The organism is Arcicella sp. GW458-12-2-14-TSB2 (assembly GCF_059423785.1).
Genome location: NZ_JBWKYN010000053.1, coordinates 1 through 21,058, shown reverse-complemented (window position 1 = coordinate 21,058; position 21,058 = coordinate 1). Strand labels below are relative to the sequence as shown.

Annotated in this window: 19 protein-coding genes; 13 read left to right on the top strand and 6 right to left on the bottom strand. The window is 34.4% G+C overall.

Annotation, left to right across the window (positions count from 1 at the left end; translation table 11 throughout):
- Positions 1 to 5 precede the first annotated feature (5 nt).
- The 7 genes from AC07XN_RS09830 (at position 6) to AC07XN_RS09800 (ending at position 8,871) form a co-directional block, all read left to right on the top strand.
- Positions 6 to 1,739 carry an alpha-L-fucosidase gene (locus AC07XN_RS09830; protein WP_494742915.1) on the top strand — a complete coding sequence of 578 codons (1,734 nt, stop codon included), beginning with the start codon at positions 6 to 8 and terminating at the stop codon, positions 1,737 to 1,739.
- 314 nt (positions 1,740 to 2,053) lie between these two features.
- Positions 2,054 to 2,737: a hypothetical protein gene (locus AC07XN_RS09825; RefSeq protein ID WP_494742914.1), complete on the top strand. Its 684-nt coding sequence runs from the start codon at positions 2,054 to 2,056 to the stop codon at positions 2,735 to 2,737.
- A gap of 376 nt (positions 2,738 to 3,113) precedes the next feature.
- Positions 3,114 to 4,022, top strand: coding sequence for an SMP-30/gluconolactonase/LRE family protein (locus AC07XN_RS09820; protein WP_494742913.1), 909 nt, complete (start codon positions 3,114 to 3,116; stop codon positions 4,020 to 4,022).
- Positions 4,023 to 4,093: 71 nt separating this feature from the next.
- Positions 4,094 to 6,568 (top strand): right-handed parallel beta-helix repeat-containing protein, encoded by a 2,475-nt coding sequence (locus AC07XN_RS09815; protein ID WP_494742912.1) that lies wholly within the window; start codon positions 4,094 to 4,096, stop codon positions 6,566 to 6,568.
- A 103-nt stretch (positions 6,569 to 6,671) separates the two neighbouring features.
- Positions 6,672 to 7,529, top strand: a complete 858-nt coding sequence (locus tag AC07XN_RS09810) for an AraC family transcriptional regulator (RefSeq protein WP_494742911.1) — start codon at positions 6,672 to 6,674, stop codon at positions 7,527 to 7,529.
- 113 nt (positions 7,530 to 7,642) lie between these two features.
- On the top strand, positions 7,643 to 8,335 hold the full coding sequence (locus tag AC07XN_RS09805; protein WP_494742910.1) for a siderophore-interacting protein: 693 nt from the start codon (positions 7,643 to 7,645) through the stop codon (positions 8,333 to 8,335).
- Between the two features lie 188 nt (positions 8,336 to 8,523).
- Positions 8,524 to 8,871, top strand: coding sequence for a hypothetical protein (locus AC07XN_RS09800; protein WP_494742909.1), 348 nt, complete (start codon positions 8,524 to 8,526; stop codon positions 8,869 to 8,871).
- Positions 8,872 to 8,961: 90 nt separating this feature from the next.
- On the opposite strand, the gene AC07XN_RS09795 is transcribed toward AC07XN_RS09800, so the two are convergent.
- A complete protein-coding gene (locus tag AC07XN_RS09795; protein WP_494742908.1) occupies positions 8,962 to 9,519 on the bottom strand; it encodes a hypothetical protein in 558 nt (185 codons plus the stop codon).
- Positions 9,520 to 10,005: 486 nt separating this feature from the next.
- On the opposite strand from AC07XN_RS09795, the gene AC07XN_RS09790 reads away from it, so the two are divergent.
- From AC07XN_RS09790 to AC07XN_RS09765, 6 genes are all read left to right on the top strand, one after another.
- Positions 10,006 to 10,860, top strand: a complete 855-nt coding sequence (locus tag AC07XN_RS09790) for a YfaP family protein (protein ID WP_494742907.1) — start codon at positions 10,006 to 10,008, stop codon at positions 10,858 to 10,860.
- A 56-nt stretch (positions 10,861 to 10,916) separates the two neighbouring features.
- The gene (locus AC07XN_RS09785; RefSeq protein WP_494742906.1) at positions 10,917 to 11,456 is read left to right on the top strand and encodes an outer membrane beta-barrel protein; all 540 of its coding nucleotides are present in this window, start codon (positions 10,917 to 10,919) and stop codon (positions 11,454 to 11,456) included.
- A 115-nt stretch (positions 11,457 to 11,571) separates the two neighbouring features.
- Positions 11,572 to 12,927 (top strand): SGBP N-terminal domain-containing protein, encoded by a 1,356-nt coding sequence (locus AC07XN_RS09780; protein ID WP_494742905.1) that lies wholly within the window; start codon positions 11,572 to 11,574, stop codon positions 12,925 to 12,927.
- Between the two features lie 369 nt (positions 12,928 to 13,296).
- Positions 13,297 to 14,655, top strand: coding sequence for a 3-keto-disaccharide hydrolase (locus AC07XN_RS09775; protein ID WP_494742904.1), 1,359 nt, complete (start codon positions 13,297 to 13,299; stop codon positions 14,653 to 14,655).
- A gap of 202 nt (positions 14,656 to 14,857) precedes the next feature.
- Complete coding sequence (locus AC07XN_RS09770) at positions 14,858 to 16,192, top strand: Gfo/Idh/MocA family protein (RefSeq protein WP_494742903.1); 1,335 nt, start codon at positions 14,858 to 14,860, stop codon at positions 16,190 to 16,192.
- A 335-nt stretch (positions 16,193 to 16,527) separates the two neighbouring features.
- Positions 16,528 to 17,991 carry a PAS domain S-box protein gene (locus AC07XN_RS09765; RefSeq protein WP_494742902.1) on the top strand — a complete coding sequence of 488 codons (1,464 nt, stop codon included), beginning with the start codon at positions 16,528 to 16,530 and terminating at the stop codon, positions 17,989 to 17,991.
- Positions 17,992 to 18,180: 189 nt separating this feature from the next.
- Here the strand turns inward: AC07XN_RS09765 and AC07XN_RS09760 are convergent, their stop codons facing one another.
- The 5 genes from AC07XN_RS09760 to AC07XN_RS09740 form a co-directional block, all read right to left on the bottom strand.
- The gene (locus tag AC07XN_RS09760) at positions 18,181 to 18,462 is read right to left on the bottom strand and encodes a hypothetical protein (protein WP_309923193.1); all 282 of its coding nucleotides are present in this window, start codon (positions 18,460 to 18,462) and stop codon (positions 18,181 to 18,183) included.
- Between the two features lie 404 nt (positions 18,463 to 18,866).
- Positions 18,867 to 19,418 carry a dihydrofolate reductase family protein gene (locus tag AC07XN_RS09755; RefSeq protein WP_494742901.1) on the bottom strand — a complete coding sequence of 184 codons (552 nt, stop codon included), beginning with the start codon at positions 19,416 to 19,418 and terminating at the stop codon, positions 18,867 to 18,869.
- A gap of 73 nt (positions 19,419 to 19,491) precedes the next feature.
- Positions 19,492 to 20,253 carry a riboflavin biosynthesis intermediates N-glycosidase gene (ybiA, locus tag AC07XN_RS09750; RefSeq protein ID WP_494742900.1) on the bottom strand — a complete coding sequence of 254 codons (762 nt, stop codon included), beginning with the start codon at positions 20,251 to 20,253 and terminating at the stop codon, positions 19,492 to 19,494.
- A 70-nt stretch (positions 20,254 to 20,323) separates the two neighbouring features.
- Positions 20,324 to 20,671, bottom strand: coding sequence for a hypothetical protein (locus AC07XN_RS09745; RefSeq protein ID WP_494742899.1), 348 nt, complete (start codon positions 20,669 to 20,671; stop codon positions 20,324 to 20,326).
- An 88-nt stretch (positions 20,672 to 20,759) separates the two neighbouring features.
- The coding region (locus AC07XN_RS09740; RefSeq protein ID WP_494742898.1) for a hypothetical protein at positions 20,760 to 21,058 on the bottom strand (299 nt) is incomplete at its 5' end.

Below are 21,058 nucleotides of genomic sequence, written 5' to 3'. Positions count from 1 at the left end.
AAACCATGAAAAATATATTTGTAATGCTTGTTTTCTTCATGATGCCTGCTTGTGTGTATGCACAAGAGAAGAATCCATTTCCAACAATTTCAAAGCCAAAGCCAGTTGATAGTGAGACTTTAGGAGATTGGAAAACATTTCCAGAAATGAAGTTAAATATTCCTATTGCAAAAGGACCTTTTGAACCAACATGGGAATCAATTGAAAAAAACTACCCGGGTACTCCTCAGTGGCTTCGTGATGCCAAGTTTGGTATTTGGGTTCACTTTGGACCACAATCAGCAGGTGAAAGTGGTGACTGGTATGCACGTAATTTATATAAATCGGGAAAAAGGGCTTATACTAATCATATAAAAAAATATGGACACCCATCAGAGGTTGGATATAAAGAAGTATTGCGTGACTGGAATCCCACCAAGCTTAACCCATCGCAACTCACTAAAATATACAGAGATGCTGGTGCAAAATATCTTATGATTCAAGGGGTGCATCATGATAATTATGATTTATGGAATTCAAAATATCAGCCTTGGAATTCAGTAAATATCGGCCCTAAGCGTGATTTAATAGCGGAATGGGCAAAGGCTTGTAAATCAGATGGAATGCGTTTTGGTGTAACATTTCACCATGAATATACATGGTGGTGGTGGCAAACAGCCTTTGGTAGTGATAAAGAAGGGGAGAAAAAAGGTGTTCCTTACGACGGACACCTTAGTCTTGAAGATGGAAAAGGAAAATGGTGGGAAGGTTATGACCCTCGAATGCTTTATGGTATCGACCTCCGAGAATATAAAGGGGTAGAACAAAATGCACATACAGAATGGTCGCCACCACCAGCTGGTATTTTTTCAAATCATCTTGATTATGCTAAATGGTACACAACTAATTGGGCTTTGAGAATGATGGATGTTGTAGCGCATTATGACCCAGATTTTATCTATACCGATGGTACAGTGCAAGGCCCTTTTACTGGGAATGGAACAGGAACAGGGATAAAAGCCGATGCCATGCAACACGTAATTGCTGATTTCTATAACCGTACATTACAAAGACGAGGTATCGTTAATACTTTCAGTATCGTAAAATTTCGCCATAATACCAATGGTACAGTGAACACAGAAGAATTTGGTGTTCCTGAAAAAATTAATACTGCTCAACCTTGGATTGCTGAAGCTCCAGTAGGAGACTGGTTTTATGCTCCTGGCTTTACTTACGATTCAGGAATGATGATTAGATACATAATCGAAGCCATAGCACGGGATGGTAATGCTGCTCTTTGTATATCTATATTACCAGACGGTTCTTTAGACGAAGGTAGCTTGAAAATGTTAAAAGAAGTAGGTAATTGGATGCGGAGAAATGGTGCTGCTGTTTATGGTAGCAAGGCTTGGAGTATTCCCGGTGAAGGAGAAATTATCAATAATAAGTTGAAAATGTTGCCAGGTGGTGCATTAAATAAAAGACACGCTGAATTTAAGTTTAATGAAACGGATTTTAGGTTTACGGTTGGGAAAGACAAAGCACTTTATGCTTTTTGTATGACAGTGCCAGCTCCTAATACTACCATAAAAATAAAATCTTTGGGTTCTAATTCTGGTATTTATTCTCAAGGTATAAAAAAAGTTTCCTTGCTTGGTTACAAAGGAAAACTGAACTGGAAACATGAACCTGACGGATTAACGATTACCTGTCCTTCAAAGATGCCTTATGAAACATCAGTAGTTTTTAAAGTTGAATGAGCTGTAGAAGATAAACCCCAAAATAAACTAGGATAGCCATGCCATGAGTAAAGTTTATGGCGTGTTTTAAATAAACAAAGAGGTCAAAAGTTAGCTTTTGACCTCTTTGTTTTTACAGCCATCGAACGCCAACTGCTTGAAAGTTATGACTATACATTTTATATAATTAGCTAGTGGTTTCAATTATTTTAAAATAGTTTTATGAGATTGTCCGTATTATTACTGACGATAGTACACTAACAATACAATAAGTACTACAAAACTTGGACATATTAGCAAGTTAACCTTAATTGCAAACAAACTGCAAGTACATAATGAAAAAATATCTGATTTCGGTGTTTCTATTTTATTCGACAACCCTTTCTGCACAGGAACATAATTCTGACAGATACTTTGTAATTAATAAACAGAGTTTTAAAGTTCAGACACGAGAAATCAATTCCGACCAAGCTACATTGACCATTTATCGTAATAAAAAAATCGTTATGGTTGATACTATTGATGCAGGCGGACTATCAAAACTTAAGTTTCATGACTTCGACAAAGACGGTAACAAAGACATTCTGTTGACCTATATGGACTTTACCGACGACTTATATCTTTTCGACAAAACAAAGAATGTATTTACATTCGTAAAAGGATTTTACAGATTTCCTGAATCACAACAATTAAAAACAAATCCAAAATACTATTTTTCATATCACAGAGCAGGTTGTGCTGATATGAATTGGGTGAGTGACCTTTTTTTTATTGCCAACTTTAAAACCATTCATATCGGTCAAATTTATGGTAATGGTTGTGATTTCGACATTAAAAAAGAACCACAAATTATTGAGATTTATAAAATAATCGACAATTCAGAAGACAAGAAAAAGTTGATAGAGAAACTTCCATATTTAAAAAATATTCCAGACTTTGGCGACAAGCGGGGTTTTATAAAAAGGTATTGGGAAAATAACTATTTGAAAGTGGTTCCGAAAAAAACAACGAACCGTTAAATCAGGTTTTATACAATTGGGGTATGACGTTGAAACAATCATTCCGCCGTTGTTGGAGTTTGTTCTCCAACAACACGTGCGACAGTAACACTCCAATTATCAAAACAATTTTCTATATCTCTCTGTAGTACGAGTTTCCAACTCGTATATTATTTTACGAGTTGGAAACTCGTACTACATATTGAACTAGTAAAATGTTTTAGCATTTTATTTTAAAATTTAATATTTTAACGACTTGAAACGCTCAATAAAATACAAACTCTGTCTGCAAATAAGCATTTTTTGCTCAAAGATTTTTCCAAACCATACAAATCTTTCCAGAAAGCAAGTTGCAAATCTGTAACTTGCTTTTTTAGTATTAACAATCCAAAAATATATGATAAAGTTTAGCCATATTCTTGCTGTACTCTTGTTGTCGAATCAATTATTGTTAGCACAGTCGAATGATGATATTTCTTCTTTGAATCTCATTCAAAAAGGGGCTGTGTTAGTGCAGGTTTCCAAACAATTTACTTTTACCGAAGGCCCAGCAGTCGATAAAAAAGGTAATATTTATTTTACCGACCAGCCTAATGATAAAATTTGGAAGTATAGCACTGATGGTAAATTGACCCTTTTTATGGAAAAGTCGGGGCGTTCTAATGGCTTGTATTTCGATAAAAAAGGTAACATTATCTCCTGTGCCGACGAGCATAACGAGCTATGGGCTATTAATTTAAAAGGAGAGAAAACCGTATTATTAGATAATATCAAAGGACATAAAGCCAATGGTCCTAATGATTTATGGATTGATGCCAAAGGTGGGATTTATTTTACTGACCCTTATTATCAACGTGATTATTGGACAAGACAAAAGCCTGACATCGATAAACAAAATGTGTATTATTTAGCCAAAGGAGCTACTCAACCGATAGAAGTGGATGCCGATTTAAAAAGACCCAACGGTATTGTTGGCACGCCAGACGGAAAGTATTTGTATGTTGCTGATATTGGTGATAGCAAAACTTACAGATATGAAATTCAAGCGGATGGAACATTGGCAAATAGACAACTTTTTGCCCCGATGGGCTCAGATGGTATGACGTTGGATAACCAAGGGAATTTATACATTACGGGTAAGGGGGTTACTATTTATGATCCTCAAGGCGTAAAATTAGGCAACATTCCAGTACCGTCTAATTGGGTCGGAAATATTTGTTTTGGAGGCAAAGACCGCAAAACACTATTTATTACCGCCTCAGAATCGGTTTATACGCTACAAATGCAAGTGAAAGGAGTAGAATAGTATTTTTTATCAAATATTCCTTTTGTTAGTAAAATAAAGTGTTGACTATCAAGGGATAATCATAAAGATTGATGAAAAATATAAAAATTGTATTACTACTATTAAGTAGCCAAATAATCTATGCCCAAGTTAATAAAACGCATTTGTTTAGTGCGGGACAAAATATCTATGTTTCCCCAAAAGGCAATGATAAAAATGCAGGAACAAAAGCGAAACCAGTTGCCAGTTTTGCCAAAGCTCAAACCTTAGCACGTAAAACACAAGCTGGTAAACCAGTCAATGTGATTTTTATGGATGGTATTTACTATTTGCCCGAAACAGTTCATTTTACTGCCGATGATAGCAAAAGTCTGACATCACCCATTAAATATAGAGCCGAGCATGAAGGTAAAGCCATCATAAGTGGAGGTTTGTTACTGAAACTAAATTGGAAACCTTGGCAAAAGGGAATTTATAAAGCACAAGTGCCTAATAATGTAGCAATCGACCAGTTGTATATCAACGGAGTTCGTCAAAGAATGGCACGTTTTCCAAACGCTGTAGCGGGAAAAAATGTATTTGATACTTGGGAGTTAGACCATAACGCCAAGGCAGATGCTGCCACTAATCCTTTGATATTGAGTCGTACTCAAAACTGGGTAAATCCAGAAGGTGGTTATATTCATGCCATGCACAATGCTTTATGGGGCGATATGCACTGGGTGATTCAAGGGAAGAATCCCGATGGAACACTCAAATACGAAGGTGGTTGGCAGAATAATCGTCCTTCAGCAATGCACCCACTTTATCGAATGGTCGAGAATGTTTTTGAGGAATTGGATGTGGAGGGCGAATGGTTTTATAATAAAAATGAACATAGTCTTTATTATATGCCACCATCAACAACAGATTTACAAACTGCAAAAGTAGAGGTGGTTCGGCTAAGGCATTTGATAGAATTTAAGGGTTCTAAAGAAAAACCTGTAAGCGGAATAAGCCTTGAAGGATTTGTATTTCGCCATGCGGCTCGGACTTTTATGGATAATAAAGAACCACTTTTGCGGTCAGACTGGACGGTGTATAGAGGTGGTGCAGTTGTTTTCAATGGTGCAGAAGACTGTGCTATTAAAGATTGTGAGTTTGACCAAGTAGGAGGGAACACCATTTTTGTGAATAATTATAATCGTAGAATTACCATTAAAGGTTGTTATATCCATCATAGTGGTGCCAATGGAATTGCATTTGTGGGCGACCCTGCTACTGTAAGAAACCCTTTGTTCAGATATGGTAATCAAGATTTTAAAAACTTAGATAAAACACTTGGCCCCAAAGGCGATAATTTCCCAGAAGATTGCTTAGTAGAAGACTGTTTGATTACGATGACAGGGCGAGATGAAAAACAGACTGCACCAGTGCATATTGCTATTTCGCATAAAATCAGGGTAAATCATTGTTCTATTTATGATGTACCTCGTGCTGGAATCAATATCAACGAAGGTACTTTTGGTGGGAACATCATTGAGCATTGTGATATCTTCAATACGGTGTTAGAAACAGGCGACCACGGAAGTTTTAACTCGTGGGGACGTGACCGCTTTTGGACACCAGAAATCAACGAAACTGTAGCAGAAGTTGCCAAAGAACCGACTTTGCCTTTTTTGGATATACTAGAACCCAATATTTTAAGAAATAATCGTTGGCGATGTGACCACGGTTGGGATATTGACCTCGACGATGGTTCTACTAGCTACAGAATTTATAATAATTTACTGTTGCGGGGCGGACTAAAAATGCGTGAAGGCTATGATAGAATTGCTACTAACAATATCATTATCAATAACAGTTTGCATCCGCACGTATGGTATCAAAACAGTGGGGATGTTTTTAAAAACAATATTGTGTTTATGGCGTATAGGCCTGCCGTTATGAACAAATCTATTGCACAGAATGGCAAATGGGGGAAAGAACTAGACTATAACTTTTTTGTATCTAATCAAGAAAACATGAAGCGGTATGCTCAGAACGGTTGTGATGAACATTCTTTAAATGGTGATGCCATGTTTGTTAATCCTGAAAAAGGTGATTTTAGGGTGAAAGATACTTCACCAGCTTTGAAAATAGGATTTGTAAATTTTCCATTAGATAATTTTGGAGTAACCAAACCCTCTTTGAAAGCCATTGCCAAAACGCCTGTAATACCAACCATTAATATTAATACTGTGTTTATTCATGCACAGCCAAACATTGCTTTTACTTGGATGGGTACAAGTTTAAAAGAACCCCAAGGCGACGAATTATCAGCTTATGGACTGGGTTTTGATGAAATAGGAGTAGCCTTCGTTGATTTCGCTGACGATGCCTTAGCAACAAAATTAGGATTCAAAAAAGGAGACCTCATTCAAACAATCAATGGTGTTAAAATCAGTAATATTCAAAGCCTAAAAGAGTATATAGATAGTGATAAAGCTAAGCTGAATCAACAAGAATTTGTAATTATCCGTAACCAAGCCAAGCAAAAACTCAATATCAATCAAGCTATTTTTGGTGTATTGATTATGCAGAAATAGCGTAAATGTTCTTTGTTTTGCACCTCCCTTTTAGCTTTAATAATAAACGATTACTTTAGCCATGAAAAGGTAGATTTCAACAACACAAAAACACAGCAAAGCCTTGAAAATAAAAGCCGATATACCCGTTTTTAATCAAAGTAGCGAAGCTATTGGAGGTATTTATATTGCAAAATTGTCTGTAGAAGATGTTGATTATCATGAGGATAAAAGAGGAGTCCATCGAGACGATTTCTTTATTTTTTTTGTAATCACAAGTGGCTCTGTAATGATGCAATGCGATACCGTTAATATTGAAATAGAGTCTCCAAGTGTGCTTTTGATGAAGCCTTTTCAGATTCATGCTGTACAGCAAGTATCAGCAGGTTCCTCAGGATATTTTATCAGTATTGCTCCCTTTTTAATTCCCAATCTTTGTTCAGAAATCTTTCAAAATTTAAAGATTTCTGAACAAGTAAAAAAAATAGAGGAAGTTCTACAAGAAGACCTGATGGCGAACATTGCTTTATTGAATAGTGTTTTTACCAAAAATCAGTTATACAATACACAAATTATCAATGGACTTTTTAATGCGTTGGTGTATCAATTCTCAAATTTATTTCAATCATCAGAAATACCTACACCAGAACGTAAAAATCAATCGTCATTGATTACGACCAATTTCAAAAAGTTAATTACTAAAAACAACTTTTTAGAAAGCCCTTCTTTTTTTGCCAAAGAGCTAAACATTACCACTACACACCTGAACGACTGTGTGAGTTTTACCACGGGGAAATCTGTTACTTATTGGCTACAAAATGCAATGCTTTTAGAAGCACAAAGGCTTTTGTATTATACTGAAAACGAAGTGAAGGAAATAGCCTATCATTTAGGTTTTAAAGACCATTCCTATTTTTCAAGGCTATTCAAAAAAATAAGCAACGAAACACCTCTCGAATTTAGGAAAAAATTCCGTGAATAGTCCTATCATCCCCATTGCCTATTCAACCATTTATGGCTGTTTTTGTATCAATTTTGTGAGAGAATTAATACAAGAAAAATATGCCGTCGATACCCAAAATAATAGGCGACTTTATGGAATTAACGTTTAGCAGTAAAATCTGTAAAGTAAACGTTGTTTCAACTGTTATGCCAAGTCCCAACGTAAAAATCATTACGTTTAAGGGAGACTTTCCCCAAGTAAAATTCAAAATTGGACAAGCCATCTTCATTAGAATAGATGATACCAATTACCGCAATTACACCCCTAGCAAATGGGATAGTGAATCAGGAATATTTGAAGTGATTTTCCATCTTCACAGTAATGGTCCAGGAAGCCATTTTATTGAAAACATAAAAGTAGGCGACCAAGTAACCGTTGGTTTGCCAAGAGGCTTCAATATTTATAAACAGGAAGCAAAATATCAATTCTTTTTTGGCGATGAATCTTGCATTAGCGTGTTTAAAAGTATCAAAGACGAAATTAATCATAGTGAAAATAATTATCTAGGTATTTTAGAACTAGACAATACATCATTAGAAGTGCCAAAATCATTAGGATTGATGGTGGATACCGTCCCCAAATCAGTCAACAGAGCTGAGTTTGCTATTGAGACTTTAAACAAATTGGACGACAAAATTTGGCAATTATGGCAGAACGGATTTTTTTATTTGATGGGCAATGCCAAGTCAATTCAAAATTTTAGGAAAGCCCTAAAAGACAAAGGTGTATCTAGTAAAAACATTTATACACAACCATATTGGGCAGATGGGAAGGTGGGGCTTTGAGAGTTGAATTGTGAGGGATGAGTTTTCTACCCTTGCTTGATGTAGTGAAACAATAATTCAAGCAAGGGGTTAGTTGAATTATTTTTTTCTTTGTTTTTTGCAAATCCTCCTTTGATTTTCGCAAGTACTTTTTGTTAATAAAGTATAACCTTTGTGTTATAGTTACAATCAAACAAAAAGCAATAAATATGAAAATCATTAGCGGAATCTTGATAGCCATTACAGTGTTTTTAAATGCCAAACATGCATGGTCTGCTCTTACGATGAGCATGAAACCAGAAGAAACTAAAATGCTCTCTGACATCGGTTTAAGCCAAGGCTTTGTTTTGCCGATAGGAATAGTATCATTAGCAATATGTTTGTTGGTATTGTTTCCCCAAACCTATTTTGCAGGTAATTTACTGAATGCTATTGTCATTTTGCTAATTATGGCTATGGCATTAAATACCAATAATATAAAAACTGCTTTAATCGAAATTCCTTTTTTATTAATGCCTTTGATAATGATTTGGCTAGGGAATCCTTTGAAAAAGTAAACACGAGTCATCCCAAATTTTCTTTTAAAATATTGAGTTTTTAAAGATTTCAAAATTCGGGATGACTCATGATTGCAAAACTTAATTTTATTAATAATCACTCCTTGGTATTCTCGCTTCCCAACGTCCATAAGTTTTTCTTTTTTCAATCTGATTCTCTAAATATTCTACAATCTCTTCTTCTGTTTCCTTTTCTAGCAAAGCTTCTAACGCTTGTATATTATAAGGTTCTGGCTGTGCACCAATAGCATATATGCACTTGCGAATAAAGGGGTGTTTTAAATCTGTATCATATCTATAAAATTCAGGTAAATCATTCATTACATGCAAAATTGTATCTATATTGTTAGGATTATCATGGAAATAATCTTGAAACATTCCAACCATATCATCATGATTCTGATGCCATTTTTCTTTTAAAAAAATGGTGTTTAATTCTTCAAATTCATTTTTACTCATGGTATGAGGTAAAAGCCAATAAATAATAGAAAATAAATCAATATGCTCAACATCATCTTTTAGTGAAAATAAGATTTGTTTAAATTCCTCAAAAGAGACTTTAAAATGTATTTTGTTGTATATTTCTTCACGATTAGAAAGAGAATTGTTTACTAAAATTTCTAAATCTTTATCAGTAAGTATTATCATTATTTCTAATAGTTCAAATTTGAATAGTACGCCGAGTCCGCAACTTAACAAACTTATAAAATGCGTCGCATTTTTGCAATGTAACATTGCAGTTCACCTTGACGTAGTGAAATACTAAGCCAAGACAAACGGCATTACTAGCCATTGTAAACTTAGTGTCTACTTCAGAATGCCCAACACGATAATTTAGTGAATCTCCTAATTTTTGAAAATATCAAACCTACTCAAAGTGCATTTTAGGAACTTTGGATAGATTAATGTGCATAAATATAAAGGCTCAATAATTTTCTTCAAAAAATGTTACTCTTCTCTTGTTGTGGTAAATAATGATTAAACAATAAATCATTATATCATGAAAGAAAAACTTCATTTATCGTATCCTCTTCGGTTGCAATTATATTTTTTGGTCTAAGCATCAAAATGTAATGTCAGTTAGTGTACCTGTTGTTTATTGCTTTATAAATCAATCCTTTAAAAATCATATTTATGAAAAAGATTCCCTACGGCCTTTTAATAATTTCTTTATTTTTTTTAGTCTTTCAAAGCTGTAAAAAAGATGAGCCTGAGCCTGAGTTTGTCGACCCAGCAGATGTAAACCTTCTTAGCAAAGTGCTTATCATGCCATCTGGTTCAGAAAGACAAAACGGTAATACTCCAAGTTCTACAGGTGGTAGTCAAGCTCCTGTAATCTTCTCTAATGTAACTACTGTAATATCATCAAATGGTGGTACAGTTCCTTTAAGTATCTCTTATCAAAATGTAACTGGTAATTTAGCGGGATGTTATGTCCAAGTAGAAGGGTCTAATACTTATTACAAAGTTCCTTTTAACACTACATCTTATTCTAGTGGGCGTTTGAGTGTACCAATTGGACTACCTACAAATGTCACAGAAGGATACTTCTATGTAATTATTTCTGTTTATGATGCTACAGGGAGGATTAGTAATCGTCAGCGAGTTACTGTAAATGTTCTTCGCCTAGGTACTGGAGCTATACAAATAAGTCTTTCTTGGGATACACCAACAGATCAGGATCTTTGGGTGACAGACCCAACAGGTACAAAAATATATTATCGTAATAAGTATTCAAGTTCAGGAGGGCAATTAGACCGTGACGATCTAGATGGTTATGGCCCAGAGAATATATTTTGGCTAAGTAATGCTCCTGATGGACAATATAATGTTAAGGTCAATGATTATGAATATAGTTCATCAACTAATAACTATTATGTAACTATTAGTACGCCAACTAAAACAAAAACTTTTAGCGGAACCACCATAAGAGGAAGTACTGCAAATGTGGTAACATTCACTAAATCAGGAGATAATTATAGTTTTTAGTATTGGATAAAATTTCAAAACATTGATAAACCCTTATATTCCAACCATACAAATAAATGAAGAATATATTAAACATCATACTAGTAATACTTCTATTCACGGGTAGTAGCTTTGCTCAAGCTGAGAACTATAAAGCTTTTAAAGTTGATTTTTTGTTTGGATATGCCAATCCGACAACATCAACCTCAAGTGAAAAGGGAGGTTTGGTTTTTTCTCTTGAACCCAAATATAATATTACAGATAAAATTGCAGTGGGATTAAAAGCAGAAGGAGCTGTACTTGCTTCTATTACAGATAAAATGTCAAATGAGGGATATATTTCTTTAGTGAATTCCTATTCATTAACGGGTGAATACTATTTTGGAGATACCAAAGTTAGACCTTTCGCTGGCTTGGGTATAGGTACTTATACATTAACTGTTTATGATACAGATAATTTTAAACAGTTAGCAAAGGGTAAAAGTAACATTGGTTTTGCACCGCGTGCTGGTTTACAAATTGGGCATTTTAGACTGGTAGGAGAGTATAATTTAGTAAAAGACTCTGATTATCTGACTTTTAAATTGGGCTGGGCAATAGGAGGTGGTAAGAAGTGAAAATTCTCCTCATCAGGTAGTATATCCTAGGCTTTCTGAAAATAGAATATTATTAATATTTTTTCAGAAAGCCTAGGTATCACCGTAATATCTAATTATTCCATAAATCACACTTATGAAATTTCTTTCAAAATCTGTCTTGTTACTTTTACTAGTAATGATAGGGATTGTTCTTTCTTGTAAAAAAGAAGATGATAATCCAACACCGATAACTAACCCTGTAACAGCTGACCCGACTATTACTGGTGTGACTGGCGCCAGTGTTAGTGTTGATGCAAGTGGAACAACTTATACAATTTCAGTACCAAAGGGTACGGATGTAAAAGCTCTTAAAATAAAGATTCCTGTGAATACAGGAGCGACCATCAGCCCAGACCCAGATGTAGCTAGAGACTATACCAACCCTGTAAGTTTTACGATAACTTCCAGAGATGGCAGTACTACCAAGATTACCATTAAGGTGGTTGTTCAATCGGGTACAGGTACAACAAAATCATCTGAAAAGCAGATTACAGCTTTTACCTTTGCAGCTCTTAATCCTGTTGTATCCGCCACTATTAATCAATCTACTTACAAAATTACTGCAACTGTTCCCTCTAATACGGATTTGACTAACTTAATGCCAAGCCTCAACCTTTCAGCAAAAGCCACTGTTTCACCAGCTTCGGGTGTAGCACAGAATTTTACTAATGCTGTAAATTATACAGTAACCGCAGAAGATGGCACTAAACAGATTTATGAAGTTAAAATTGAAAAGGCGGTAGTTGTACCAAGCAATGTGCCATGTTTACTTACAAGAGAGGAATCAACAATTGGCTCAGATAATTACATCATAGATTATACTTATGATACCAAAGGTAGAATGGTTAATATAAAGATTGTTAGAAATGGAGTAACAAAAAATATTGCTATTGAGTATGACCAAAATGGCGATGTGAGTCGTATAAAAAAGGCTACGGAAAGAGGTGATAATAGTGAATATCGATTTACCTACTTAAATAGAAAAATAATTAAAATGGAATCAGTAGGTGCAGATGGCAATATTATTGACCTTATTGCATTAGGAAATATAAAATTTAATGATAAGAATGAAATGATTGAAGTTTTGTTTGGCAGTCATGCAACTGACGTAATGAAATTTGAATATCTAAATGGTAATTTATCAAAATACATTTACTTTGATGACAATGGGAAAATTATAACCGTTGATAATATTACTTACGACAACAAGAATAGCCCTACATCTTCAAGTAACCCGCATGGTGTATTAACGTTTCTATATTTTGATGGTAGTCCTTCATTAGTATACTCAAAAAACAATATGATTGGATTTAAAATAAGTGGGGTGCAAGAACCAATTACTTTGGCTTACACCTTCAATAAAAATAATTTTCCGATAGAACTGAAAGTTGAACAACAGTCTTTAGTAGAGAAAGAGGTTCATAAATATACCTACTCAAATTGTCAGTAAAATTGGTTGTTATTAGTGTATTTGTCAGGATTGGTAGTTGAGTGTTATTCCTTGACTACCAGACCAGAAGAAACAAATTTACCCCAAGCATTGCTCTTTTCTTGAAAGGTCAATGCTTGTAAAATTACTTCAAATTTATTTAGTCACATTTCTTTTGTGATGATTGTCCCTTCTTTACTCTTCTAATTATTTGGGCAAAATAACCGACTTGCTATCAATACAATTCTATAGGTTTTTTTTAAAATGTTAAATTATATTGCTTAAAAGCTATTACTACCCCTACAGACCCTCCAATATTCTTTCATAAAATCCAGTATAAAAATTATGTTGTATTCTTTATAACAGTAAATCTAATTTTATAATAAAACAATGAGACAAAAGTTTTTAAGTATTTTATTTATTATCAGTATTTTATCTTTTTCGTCATTTGCTCAAAAAGAAAAATGGACTAATTTGTTTGATGGAAAAACCTTGAAAGGTTTCAAGCAATTAGGAGGGAAAGCTAAATACAGTGTAAGAAATGGAGAGATTGTAGGCACTACCGTAAAGGATACGCCTAATTCATTTCTATGTACCGAAAGCGATTACGGCGATTTTATTTTAGAACTAGAGCTTAAAGTAGCTGACGGTATGAATTCTGGTATTCAATTCAGAAGTTTGTCGAGCCCAGATTATCAAAATGGTAGAGTACACGGATATCAAGCAGAAGTTGACCCTTCAGAGCGTGCGTGGTCGGGTGGAATTTATGACGAAGGTCGCCGTGACTGGTTGTATATTCCAAACATTAACCCAGAGGGTAAAAAAGCCTTTAAATTACATGGGCAGTGGAATAAATATCGTATCGAAGCCATCGGAAATGTAATTCGTACTTGGGTAAACGATGTACCAGTAGCTAATTTGGTAGATGATATGACGGCGAAAGGCTTTATTGCCTTACAAGTGCATGCTATTTATGGAGACATGAAAGAAGGCATGGAAATAAGCTGGAAGAACATCAAAATCCAGACTGAAAATTTAAAGCCTCGCCCGACGGATAATACACCAGTGATTAATTTAACGTTAAATACGTTATCTGAACAAGAAAAAGCACAAGGCGTAAAATTATTATTCAACGGTAAGGATTTTACAGGATGGAGAGGTGTTCACCAAGAAAAAATGCCTGATATTCACTGGAAAGTAATTGATGGAACAATCAATGTGAGTCCTTCTGATGGCTCTGAAACAGGTAACGATATCGTAAGTACCGAACAGTACGGGGCATTTGAATTAACTTTTGAATTTAAATTAACAGAAGGTGCGAACTCAGGCGTGAAATACTTTGTAAACGAAGCGTTTGATTCTAATGGTAAATCTGGAATCGGGTTAGAATATCAAGTATTAGATGATGAAAAACATCCAGATGCAAAAATGGGGTCGGTAGGTAACCGAACTATGAGTAGCTTGTATGATTTAATACCTTCGTATAAACTAGACAAGCGTTTCCAACGTAAAATTGGCGAATGGAACCAAGCTAGGGTAATCGTCTATCCAAACAACATTGTACAACACTGGTTGAATGGGTTCAAAGTGGTAGAATATGAACGCAATAGTAATATTTTCAAGGCTTTGGTAGCAAGAAGTAAATATGAGAAATACAATGGCTTTGGTGCTGGAGAAAAAGGAAATATCCTTATTCAAGACCATGGCAATAATGTATCATTTAAGAATATTAAGATTAAAAGATTGTAGTAATAGAGTGATTAGTAATTTTTTTGGTGATTAGTAATTAGTGATTGGTAATTAGTTTAAAGTGAAAAATAAATAAGGATTAGATTATCATAGATTTTATAAGACTTAAAAATCTAATCACTTATTTACTAACCATCAGTCACATATTCAACTTCTAATCACTATTTACCAATCACTAATCACAAAAACAAACAAATAAACTATGGAAAGAAGAGAATTTATCCAAAAAACAACCTTTGCTTCTTTGGGAGCATTAACATTTAGTGCAAAATCATACGCTAAAATTATCGGTGCAAACGACCGCGTAAGAGTAGGTTGTGTAGGTTTTTCTGACCGTCACAGAGCTTCTCATGTAGGACCTTTCAAGGCTTTACAAAAAGAAATGAACTTTGAAATGACGGCTCTTTCTGATTTGTGGAACCGTCGTAGAGAAGAAGGTAAGGCTTTCTTAGATAAACAATTGGGTAGCGACGTAAAGGTATTCAGAAACAATGAAGAGCTTTATGATTCTAAAATGGTGGATGCAGTATTTATCTCAACTGCCGATTTTCAACATGCTTTACACACAGTAGAAGCCGTAAAAGCAGGTTGTGATACTTATACCGAAAAACCATTGGCTGAAACGATGGAAGATGCACGTGCGGTATTAAAAGCAGTGAAATCGTCTAAGCAAATTGTTCAGATTGGTTCCCAACGTAGAAGTGGTGAAAACTATTTTGCTGCTGAAGAATTTATCAAATCAGGTAAATTTGGCCCGATTGTGATGGTAGAATTGATGTGGAATGTAAACCAACCAGAACGCTGGAGAAGACCAGAGTTGGTTAATAGCTTGAAAGAAACAGATGTAGATTGGAAACGTTATTTAATGAACCGTCCTTTCGAAGCATTTGACCCACGTAAATATTTAGAGTACCGTTTATTCTGGCCATATTCTTCTGGAATTCCGGGACAATGGATGAGTCATCAAATTGATACAGTACACTGGTTTACTGGCTTACCTCACCCAAGAAGCGTAGTAGCCAACGGTGGAATCTATCAGTGGAAAGATGGTCGTTCGAATGCAGATACGCTAACAGTAGTATTTGATTACGGCCCATTAAATGACCCTAAATCAGGCTTCCAAGTACAGTTTACTTCACGTTTCTCTAACTCAGCGGGTGAGACGAAAGAATTATATTACTCAAACGGTGGTATGATTAACTTAGATACCAACGAGATTTCACCAACTGGAGGTTTAACTGAAGGGCACGCTAAAACAATGGGCTTGAAAGCCAATTTGTTAACGCCAATGAAGCTAGAAGGGCAGAAAGTGGCGTCAGAAGCAAATACTGGTGGAGACCCATTAACGTTCGCACACATTAAAAACTGGATGGAATGTGTACGTTCACGTAAGCAAACCCATGCTCCAATCGAAGCTGGTTATCAACATTCAATCGCAACAATCATGTCGAACGCTGCTTACAGAACAGGCTTGAAAGTTACATTCGATGAGAAAACACAAGAAGTATTAGCAGGCGGAAAAGTATTCAAATACTAGTCGGTAATACATCATTAATAAAACAAAAATTGCCCATCAAGCCTTTGGTTTTGGTGGGCAATTTTTGTTTATTGGTCGTTAGATTTACCTTTATTGTCCATTAATCAGCGATTATGTAAAAGAGCACAATTGTATCAAATTTTACTATAAATTGTACGTTATTTTTCTAATATATGCCCACTTCTAAATAATAGCGGGTATAATTAGATTTCAATTTTAAAGAATGTGTCATTCAGACATTATCTTGTTATTAGTTATGACAATGAAAGAGCCTAGCATTATTTTGCTCGAAAAATTGCCCATAATTTGTAATAAAACAACATAAAAACATAATTATGAATGAGTATGAAATAAATAGATTAGAAGAAGTAGATACGTACTTACAACTTGATTTTGATGCCATACCAGAACTTCAACAAATTACAGATTTAGCTTCACGATTATGCGAAATGCCTATTTCGCTTATTACCTTACTTGGTGAGAATGTTAATTGGATAAAAGTATCAGCAGGTACAGAGGAAAGACAAGCACCACGCGAAACGTCGTTTTGTCAGTATGCCATACAGCAAGATGAGATACTGATTATCAATGATGCCACCAAGGATAATCGATTTGATGGTAATCCATTAGTACATACTGCACCTAATTTGTGTTTTTATGCAGGTGTTCCTTTGGTAATGAGTAGTGGCTACAAGCTAGGGACTTTATGTTTATTTGACGTAACGCCCAACGATTTGACAGAATTGCAAAGATTAACGTTAGAAATGCTGTCGAAGCAAGTAGTTTGTTTATTGGAATTAAAGTTGAGTCAAAAGAGGCTACTACAAAAAAATAAGGAGATAGAAGAAAAAAATATCTCTATGAGACAAATTGCCCAATTACAATCTCATGAAGTTCGCCATCCGCTTACATCAATTATGGGGTTGGTTAATTTAATTAAAGACGGTTTGTATGAGGTAGATGAAGAATGGATAAAGATGATGCTAGATGCAACTAGCATTTTGGATAATAAAATACGTTCGATAGTGAATGAATCAATGGGTAATAAAGATTTCAAAATCATGCAATTGAATAAAGCCATTGAAGAGATTGAAGATTACGCTATTTTATTGTTAGATATAAATGGGAATATTGAAAATTGGAATATAGGAGCTCAAAAAATTAAAGGCTATACCTCCGCCGAGATTGTTGGCAAAAATTTTAGGAATTTTTACTCGTCGACTGATAGGGAAAATAAACTACCAGAAACATTATTAGCTGAGGCGCGACTCAATAAAGTAGCTAGAAATACTGGTTGGCGGATAAAAAAAGATGGCTCGCAATTTTGGGCAAGCGTCATTATCACCAGTATTCACAATGAGATTGGCGACGTGATAGGATATATTAAAGTCACCCGCGACCTAACGGATATCAGAGAGGTACAAAACTCGCTCAATATATCAGAAGAACGAAATCGAAGAATGATTGATGAAATAGAAGACTACGCAATTATATTATTAGATGATAAAGGAATTATTGAAAGATGGAATAAAGGAGCTCAGCGTATAAAAGGATATACTGCCCAAGAAATAATAGGTAAAAGTTTTAATGTTTTTTATAGTGAAGAAGATATTAAAAAGGGATTTCCTAATTCATTCCTTGAGCAAGCTAGAAAACATGGTAGAGCTTATCATGAAGGATGGAGGGTTAGGAAAGATAAGTCAAACTTCTGGAGTTCAGTAGTACTGACGGCGATACACAATAATGAAAAAGAGGTAATAGGGTATGTGAAAGTTACGAAGGATTTAAAAGATAAATAAAGAATAACAATCTCTGAGGAACATCGTATCAATGGTAGTCGCTTCAGCAACAATTCAGTTAAGTTTCAATTTTTACCCTTAGCGAGTTAAGTACCTCCCTAAGGATAAAAATTGAAATAGGATTTTGTGACCAATTTACCCCAAATGTAGCTAAGTCGCCGATATTTAGCCTCTGCTAGGCTATTTGAATTAAAATATTTCTTCAGAAACAATTTGTGATTCATTACCTAACTGTTTGTTAGTAGCGATAAACAAATTGTAAAGGTTCATTGAAAAGCTTAGAATATGAGGAGCGAGTATCAATAATTGTTCTTGTTCAGATTGTTCTTCATTTTCTCCCAAAGACACTCGCAATATCTCCCCAAGGCAAATCGGAATCAGGATAAGAACCAATACATTAAAAACAATCAACAAAAGGTTCACTGTAAATGTGCTAACTCTAGGAGAAAGTATTTTATTTATTTTTTGCATGAAAAAATAAATTGATACTGCAAGTACACTGTGGATTAATAATATTGTATTCATGTTCGCTGATTGTTTTGTTACATTAATTTAAAAGTTAAAAACTTCTTTTAATTTGAGATACGTAATTATTGGGGAAAAGGTTGTTTGTGAATTTAAATTTTTTTTAATAAATCTTTTTTGAGATGGTAAGTGGAGTATCTTAATGCAGTGGTATTTGGATGTGTTGTCAAATGACATTTCAAACATAATCTTAATTCAAAATATTTCCAAGTGATAGAGACGTATATTTATTAAACGGTTTGTTTGCACAGTGGCACAGCTTAAAATGTCCGTCATAACATGAGTGACATTATATTCTTTGTTTTCAAGCTAACTTATTAGTCATGCCATTAGAATGCCTTCTCTAATGTCTAAAGGAGTTTATTTTTATTCCTAACAAAGTGTGTTTGAACTAAATTGCCCAAAAATATTTGAGAAGATTGTACTTCAAAAGCTAAGGGTTGAACTAAGTCACCAAAGAGGGGGAAACCTCCACCAAGTAGGAAAGGAAAAGTTGTAATAATCATTTCATCTATCAAATCTTCTTTTAAGAATTGTTGAATAGTTTTTCCGCCATCTATGTATAAACGAGTATATCCTTTTTGGTGTATCTGGGAAAGAATATCTGTCAGTGTTCCTTTTACGAGAAATGCTTTCTCATGATGGCTTTCAGGAATTTCGGCGAGCGTATTACTCAATACAAAAACAGGTTTGTTATAAGGCCATTCACAATCAAAACCGCAAACAGTTTCAAAGGTTACTCTACCCATTACGAGGGCGTCTATACGATTGAAAAAAGCATAATAACCCATATCATCACCATCAGGATTGGCTATAGAATCTAGCCAAGCAATACCACCATTTTTGTCGGCAATGTATCCATCAAGACTTTGAGCAATATATACAGCGTTTTGTGTGTTCATGGATTTGAAATATTAAAGTCGTTGTTTGAAAATTAGCTATTAAATAAATCTTTCCTATTAACATTTACACTAATTAAAGATAAAAGTTTGTCCAATCGTAAGGGGAGGGGTTAGTTAATTTGTAAATAGTTTTATCTCTTTCGTTCAGCCCTAAATAATACTTACTAAATTGAAATAAGTATTCCTCTCCAAGCCCCATTCGCCAAAAACAATCTTTGTCATTAATATTAGGAAATTTTATCCAAGGTGCTTGCATAGCATTTTCAAGAGGTTTGAAATGCCCAAATTCTTTTAAAAAGTCTCTTGTTTCCATCAATACAAAACCAAGTAGATTTTGACCACGCCAAGTATAAATATTTTCAATGTCATTGTTATCTTGCGATAATCCAACTCCCCATATTGTATCGACTGGACTCGCTTCTACTAAAATTCTACTTCCTGTTTGCAACAAAAAATCAGTGATAAGAGGATGCTGATTAAACTTATGAATATTTCCAAGTTTTACAATATCGAATTTTTTATCATTCCAAATTTGTTCGTCATATCCCATTACTTGTCTCCCCAGCTCTTTAGCTTCTCCTGGTTTGTCGCAAAGAATTATTTTATCAAAATTGTTTTTATCACCAAACAGCAATGCTTTATGAGCCATCATCCAATGTTCTGATGTTTTATAAGTAACATCGTTAACGGTGAAAGGGCAGCGAAACCATTGACTAAAACAGAATTTTCCAACAGTCTCATTGTATTTATTAGTATGTCCCCAGAAGTATATAAATTTCAAAATGTCACCATTTTCAAATTTCTCAGTTAACCAATTGATGTTGTAGCGTATCATTATATTGTGCTTAATGTAGATTCATTTAAAGATAGTATGTCTGATAGATATCATTTATTTTCAAAGTTGCTTAAGAGTCATGCCAGTCGTGTAGACAATACCTACATTGCTTTGCTTTAGGTGTTCGTGCGAGTAAACCACAATTGGGACATCTATTAAAAAATATTTTATCTTCATGTGCTGATAATATCTTTTTTGCAGTATTTTCTTCAAAGTTATCATAGCCATCTTTTAATAAATCTAATACATCCTTGTATTCAGTAAGCCACCCATATTTTTGGTACATTTCAGCTATTGTTGAATTTTTGTTTTCTTCAAGTTTTATGTTAGAACTGTAATGTTGCCAAGCAAGTTTTTCTTTGTCTTTTAAAAGGTGGAAATAATGGTCCATAATATATTTAACTGTTTGTTTGTCCATGATGAGTGTTAATATAAATATGTTGTTTTGTGTTTTCTAGCATTAGAGGTAGGGCAGTAGTAATAAATTTGATTGTTTTATTCAAAGCTTAAAGGTTTAAAACCGCTTGAAGATTATTATGGTCTAAAACAACTTTCTGGATTCTTTTATGAATCCACCATGCACCTATTGGTAGAATAAATACCATAAGAAAAGTCATAATTGATTTAATATTTACTTTCTTATTTTGTTCCAATCTTAACAGATAAATTGTTAATATAACAGCTAAATAAATGTAGCATATCAAATTAAAATAACCAAAAAGAACTAGGTTAAACCCAAATCCCCTACGTAAGCTTGAAGTAATCACTAACCATATTAATGCAAAATTATATGATAGCTTAAATT

Excerpts from the sequence above, each read along its gene's own strand:
- AC07XN_RS09830 (WP_494742915.1), top strand. The coding sequence starts at position 6 with ATGAAAAATATATTTGTAATGCTTGTTTTCTTCATGATGCCTGCTTGT.
- AC07XN_RS09825 (WP_494742914.1), top strand. The coding sequence starts at position 2,054 with ATGAAAAAATATCTGATTTCGGTGTTTCTATTTTATTCGACAACCCTT.
- AC07XN_RS09820 (WP_494742913.1), top strand. The coding sequence starts at position 3,114 with ATGATAAAGTTTAGCCATATTCTTGCTGTACTCTTGTTGTCGAATCAA.
- AC07XN_RS09815 (WP_494742912.1), top strand. The coding sequence starts at position 4,094 with ATGAAAAATATAAAAATTGTATTACTACTATTAAGTAGCCAAATAATC.
- AC07XN_RS09805 (WP_494742910.1), top strand. The coding sequence starts at position 7,643 with ATGGAATTAACGTTTAGCAGTAAAATCTGTAAAGTAAACGTTGTTTCA.
- AC07XN_RS09800 (WP_494742909.1), top strand. The coding sequence starts at position 8,524 with ATGAAAATCATTAGCGGAATCTTGATAGCCATTACAGTGTTTTTAAAT.
- AC07XN_RS09795 (WP_494742908.1), bottom strand. The coding sequence starts at position 9,519 with ATGATAATACTTACTGATAAAGATTTAGAAATTTTAGTAAACAATTCT.
- AC07XN_RS09790 (WP_494742907.1), top strand. The coding sequence starts at position 10,006 with ATGAAAAAGATTCCCTACGGCCTTTTAATAATTTCTTTATTTTTTTTA.
- AC07XN_RS09785 (WP_494742906.1), top strand. The coding sequence starts at position 10,917 with ATGAAGAATATATTAAACATCATACTAGTAATACTTCTATTCACGGGT.
- AC07XN_RS09780 (WP_494742905.1), top strand. The coding sequence starts at position 11,572 with ATGAAATTTCTTTCAAAATCTGTCTTGTTACTTTTACTAGTAATGATA.
- AC07XN_RS09775 (WP_494742904.1), top strand. The coding sequence starts at position 13,297 with ATGAGACAAAAGTTTTTAAGTATTTTATTTATTATCAGTATTTTATCT.
- AC07XN_RS09770 (WP_494742903.1), top strand. The coding sequence starts at position 14,858 with ATGGAAAGAAGAGAATTTATCCAAAAAACAACCTTTGCTTCTTTGGGA.
- AC07XN_RS09765 (WP_494742902.1), top strand. The coding sequence starts at position 16,528 with ATGAATGAGTATGAAATAAATAGATTAGAAGAAGTAGATACGTACTTA.
- AC07XN_RS09760 (WP_309923193.1), bottom strand. The coding sequence starts at position 18,462 with ATGCAAAAAATAAATAAAATACTTTCTCCTAGAGTTAGCACATTTACA.
- AC07XN_RS09755 (WP_494742901.1), bottom strand. The coding sequence starts at position 19,418 with ATGAACACACAAAACGCTGTATATATTGCTCAAAGTCTTGATGGATAC.
- ybiA (WP_494742900.1), bottom strand. The coding sequence starts at position 20,253 with ATGATACGCTACAACATCAATTGGTTAACTGAGAAATTTGAAAATGGT.
- AC07XN_RS09745 (WP_494742899.1), bottom strand. The coding sequence starts at position 20,671 with ATGGACAAACAAACAGTTAAATATATTATGGACCATTATTTCCACCTT.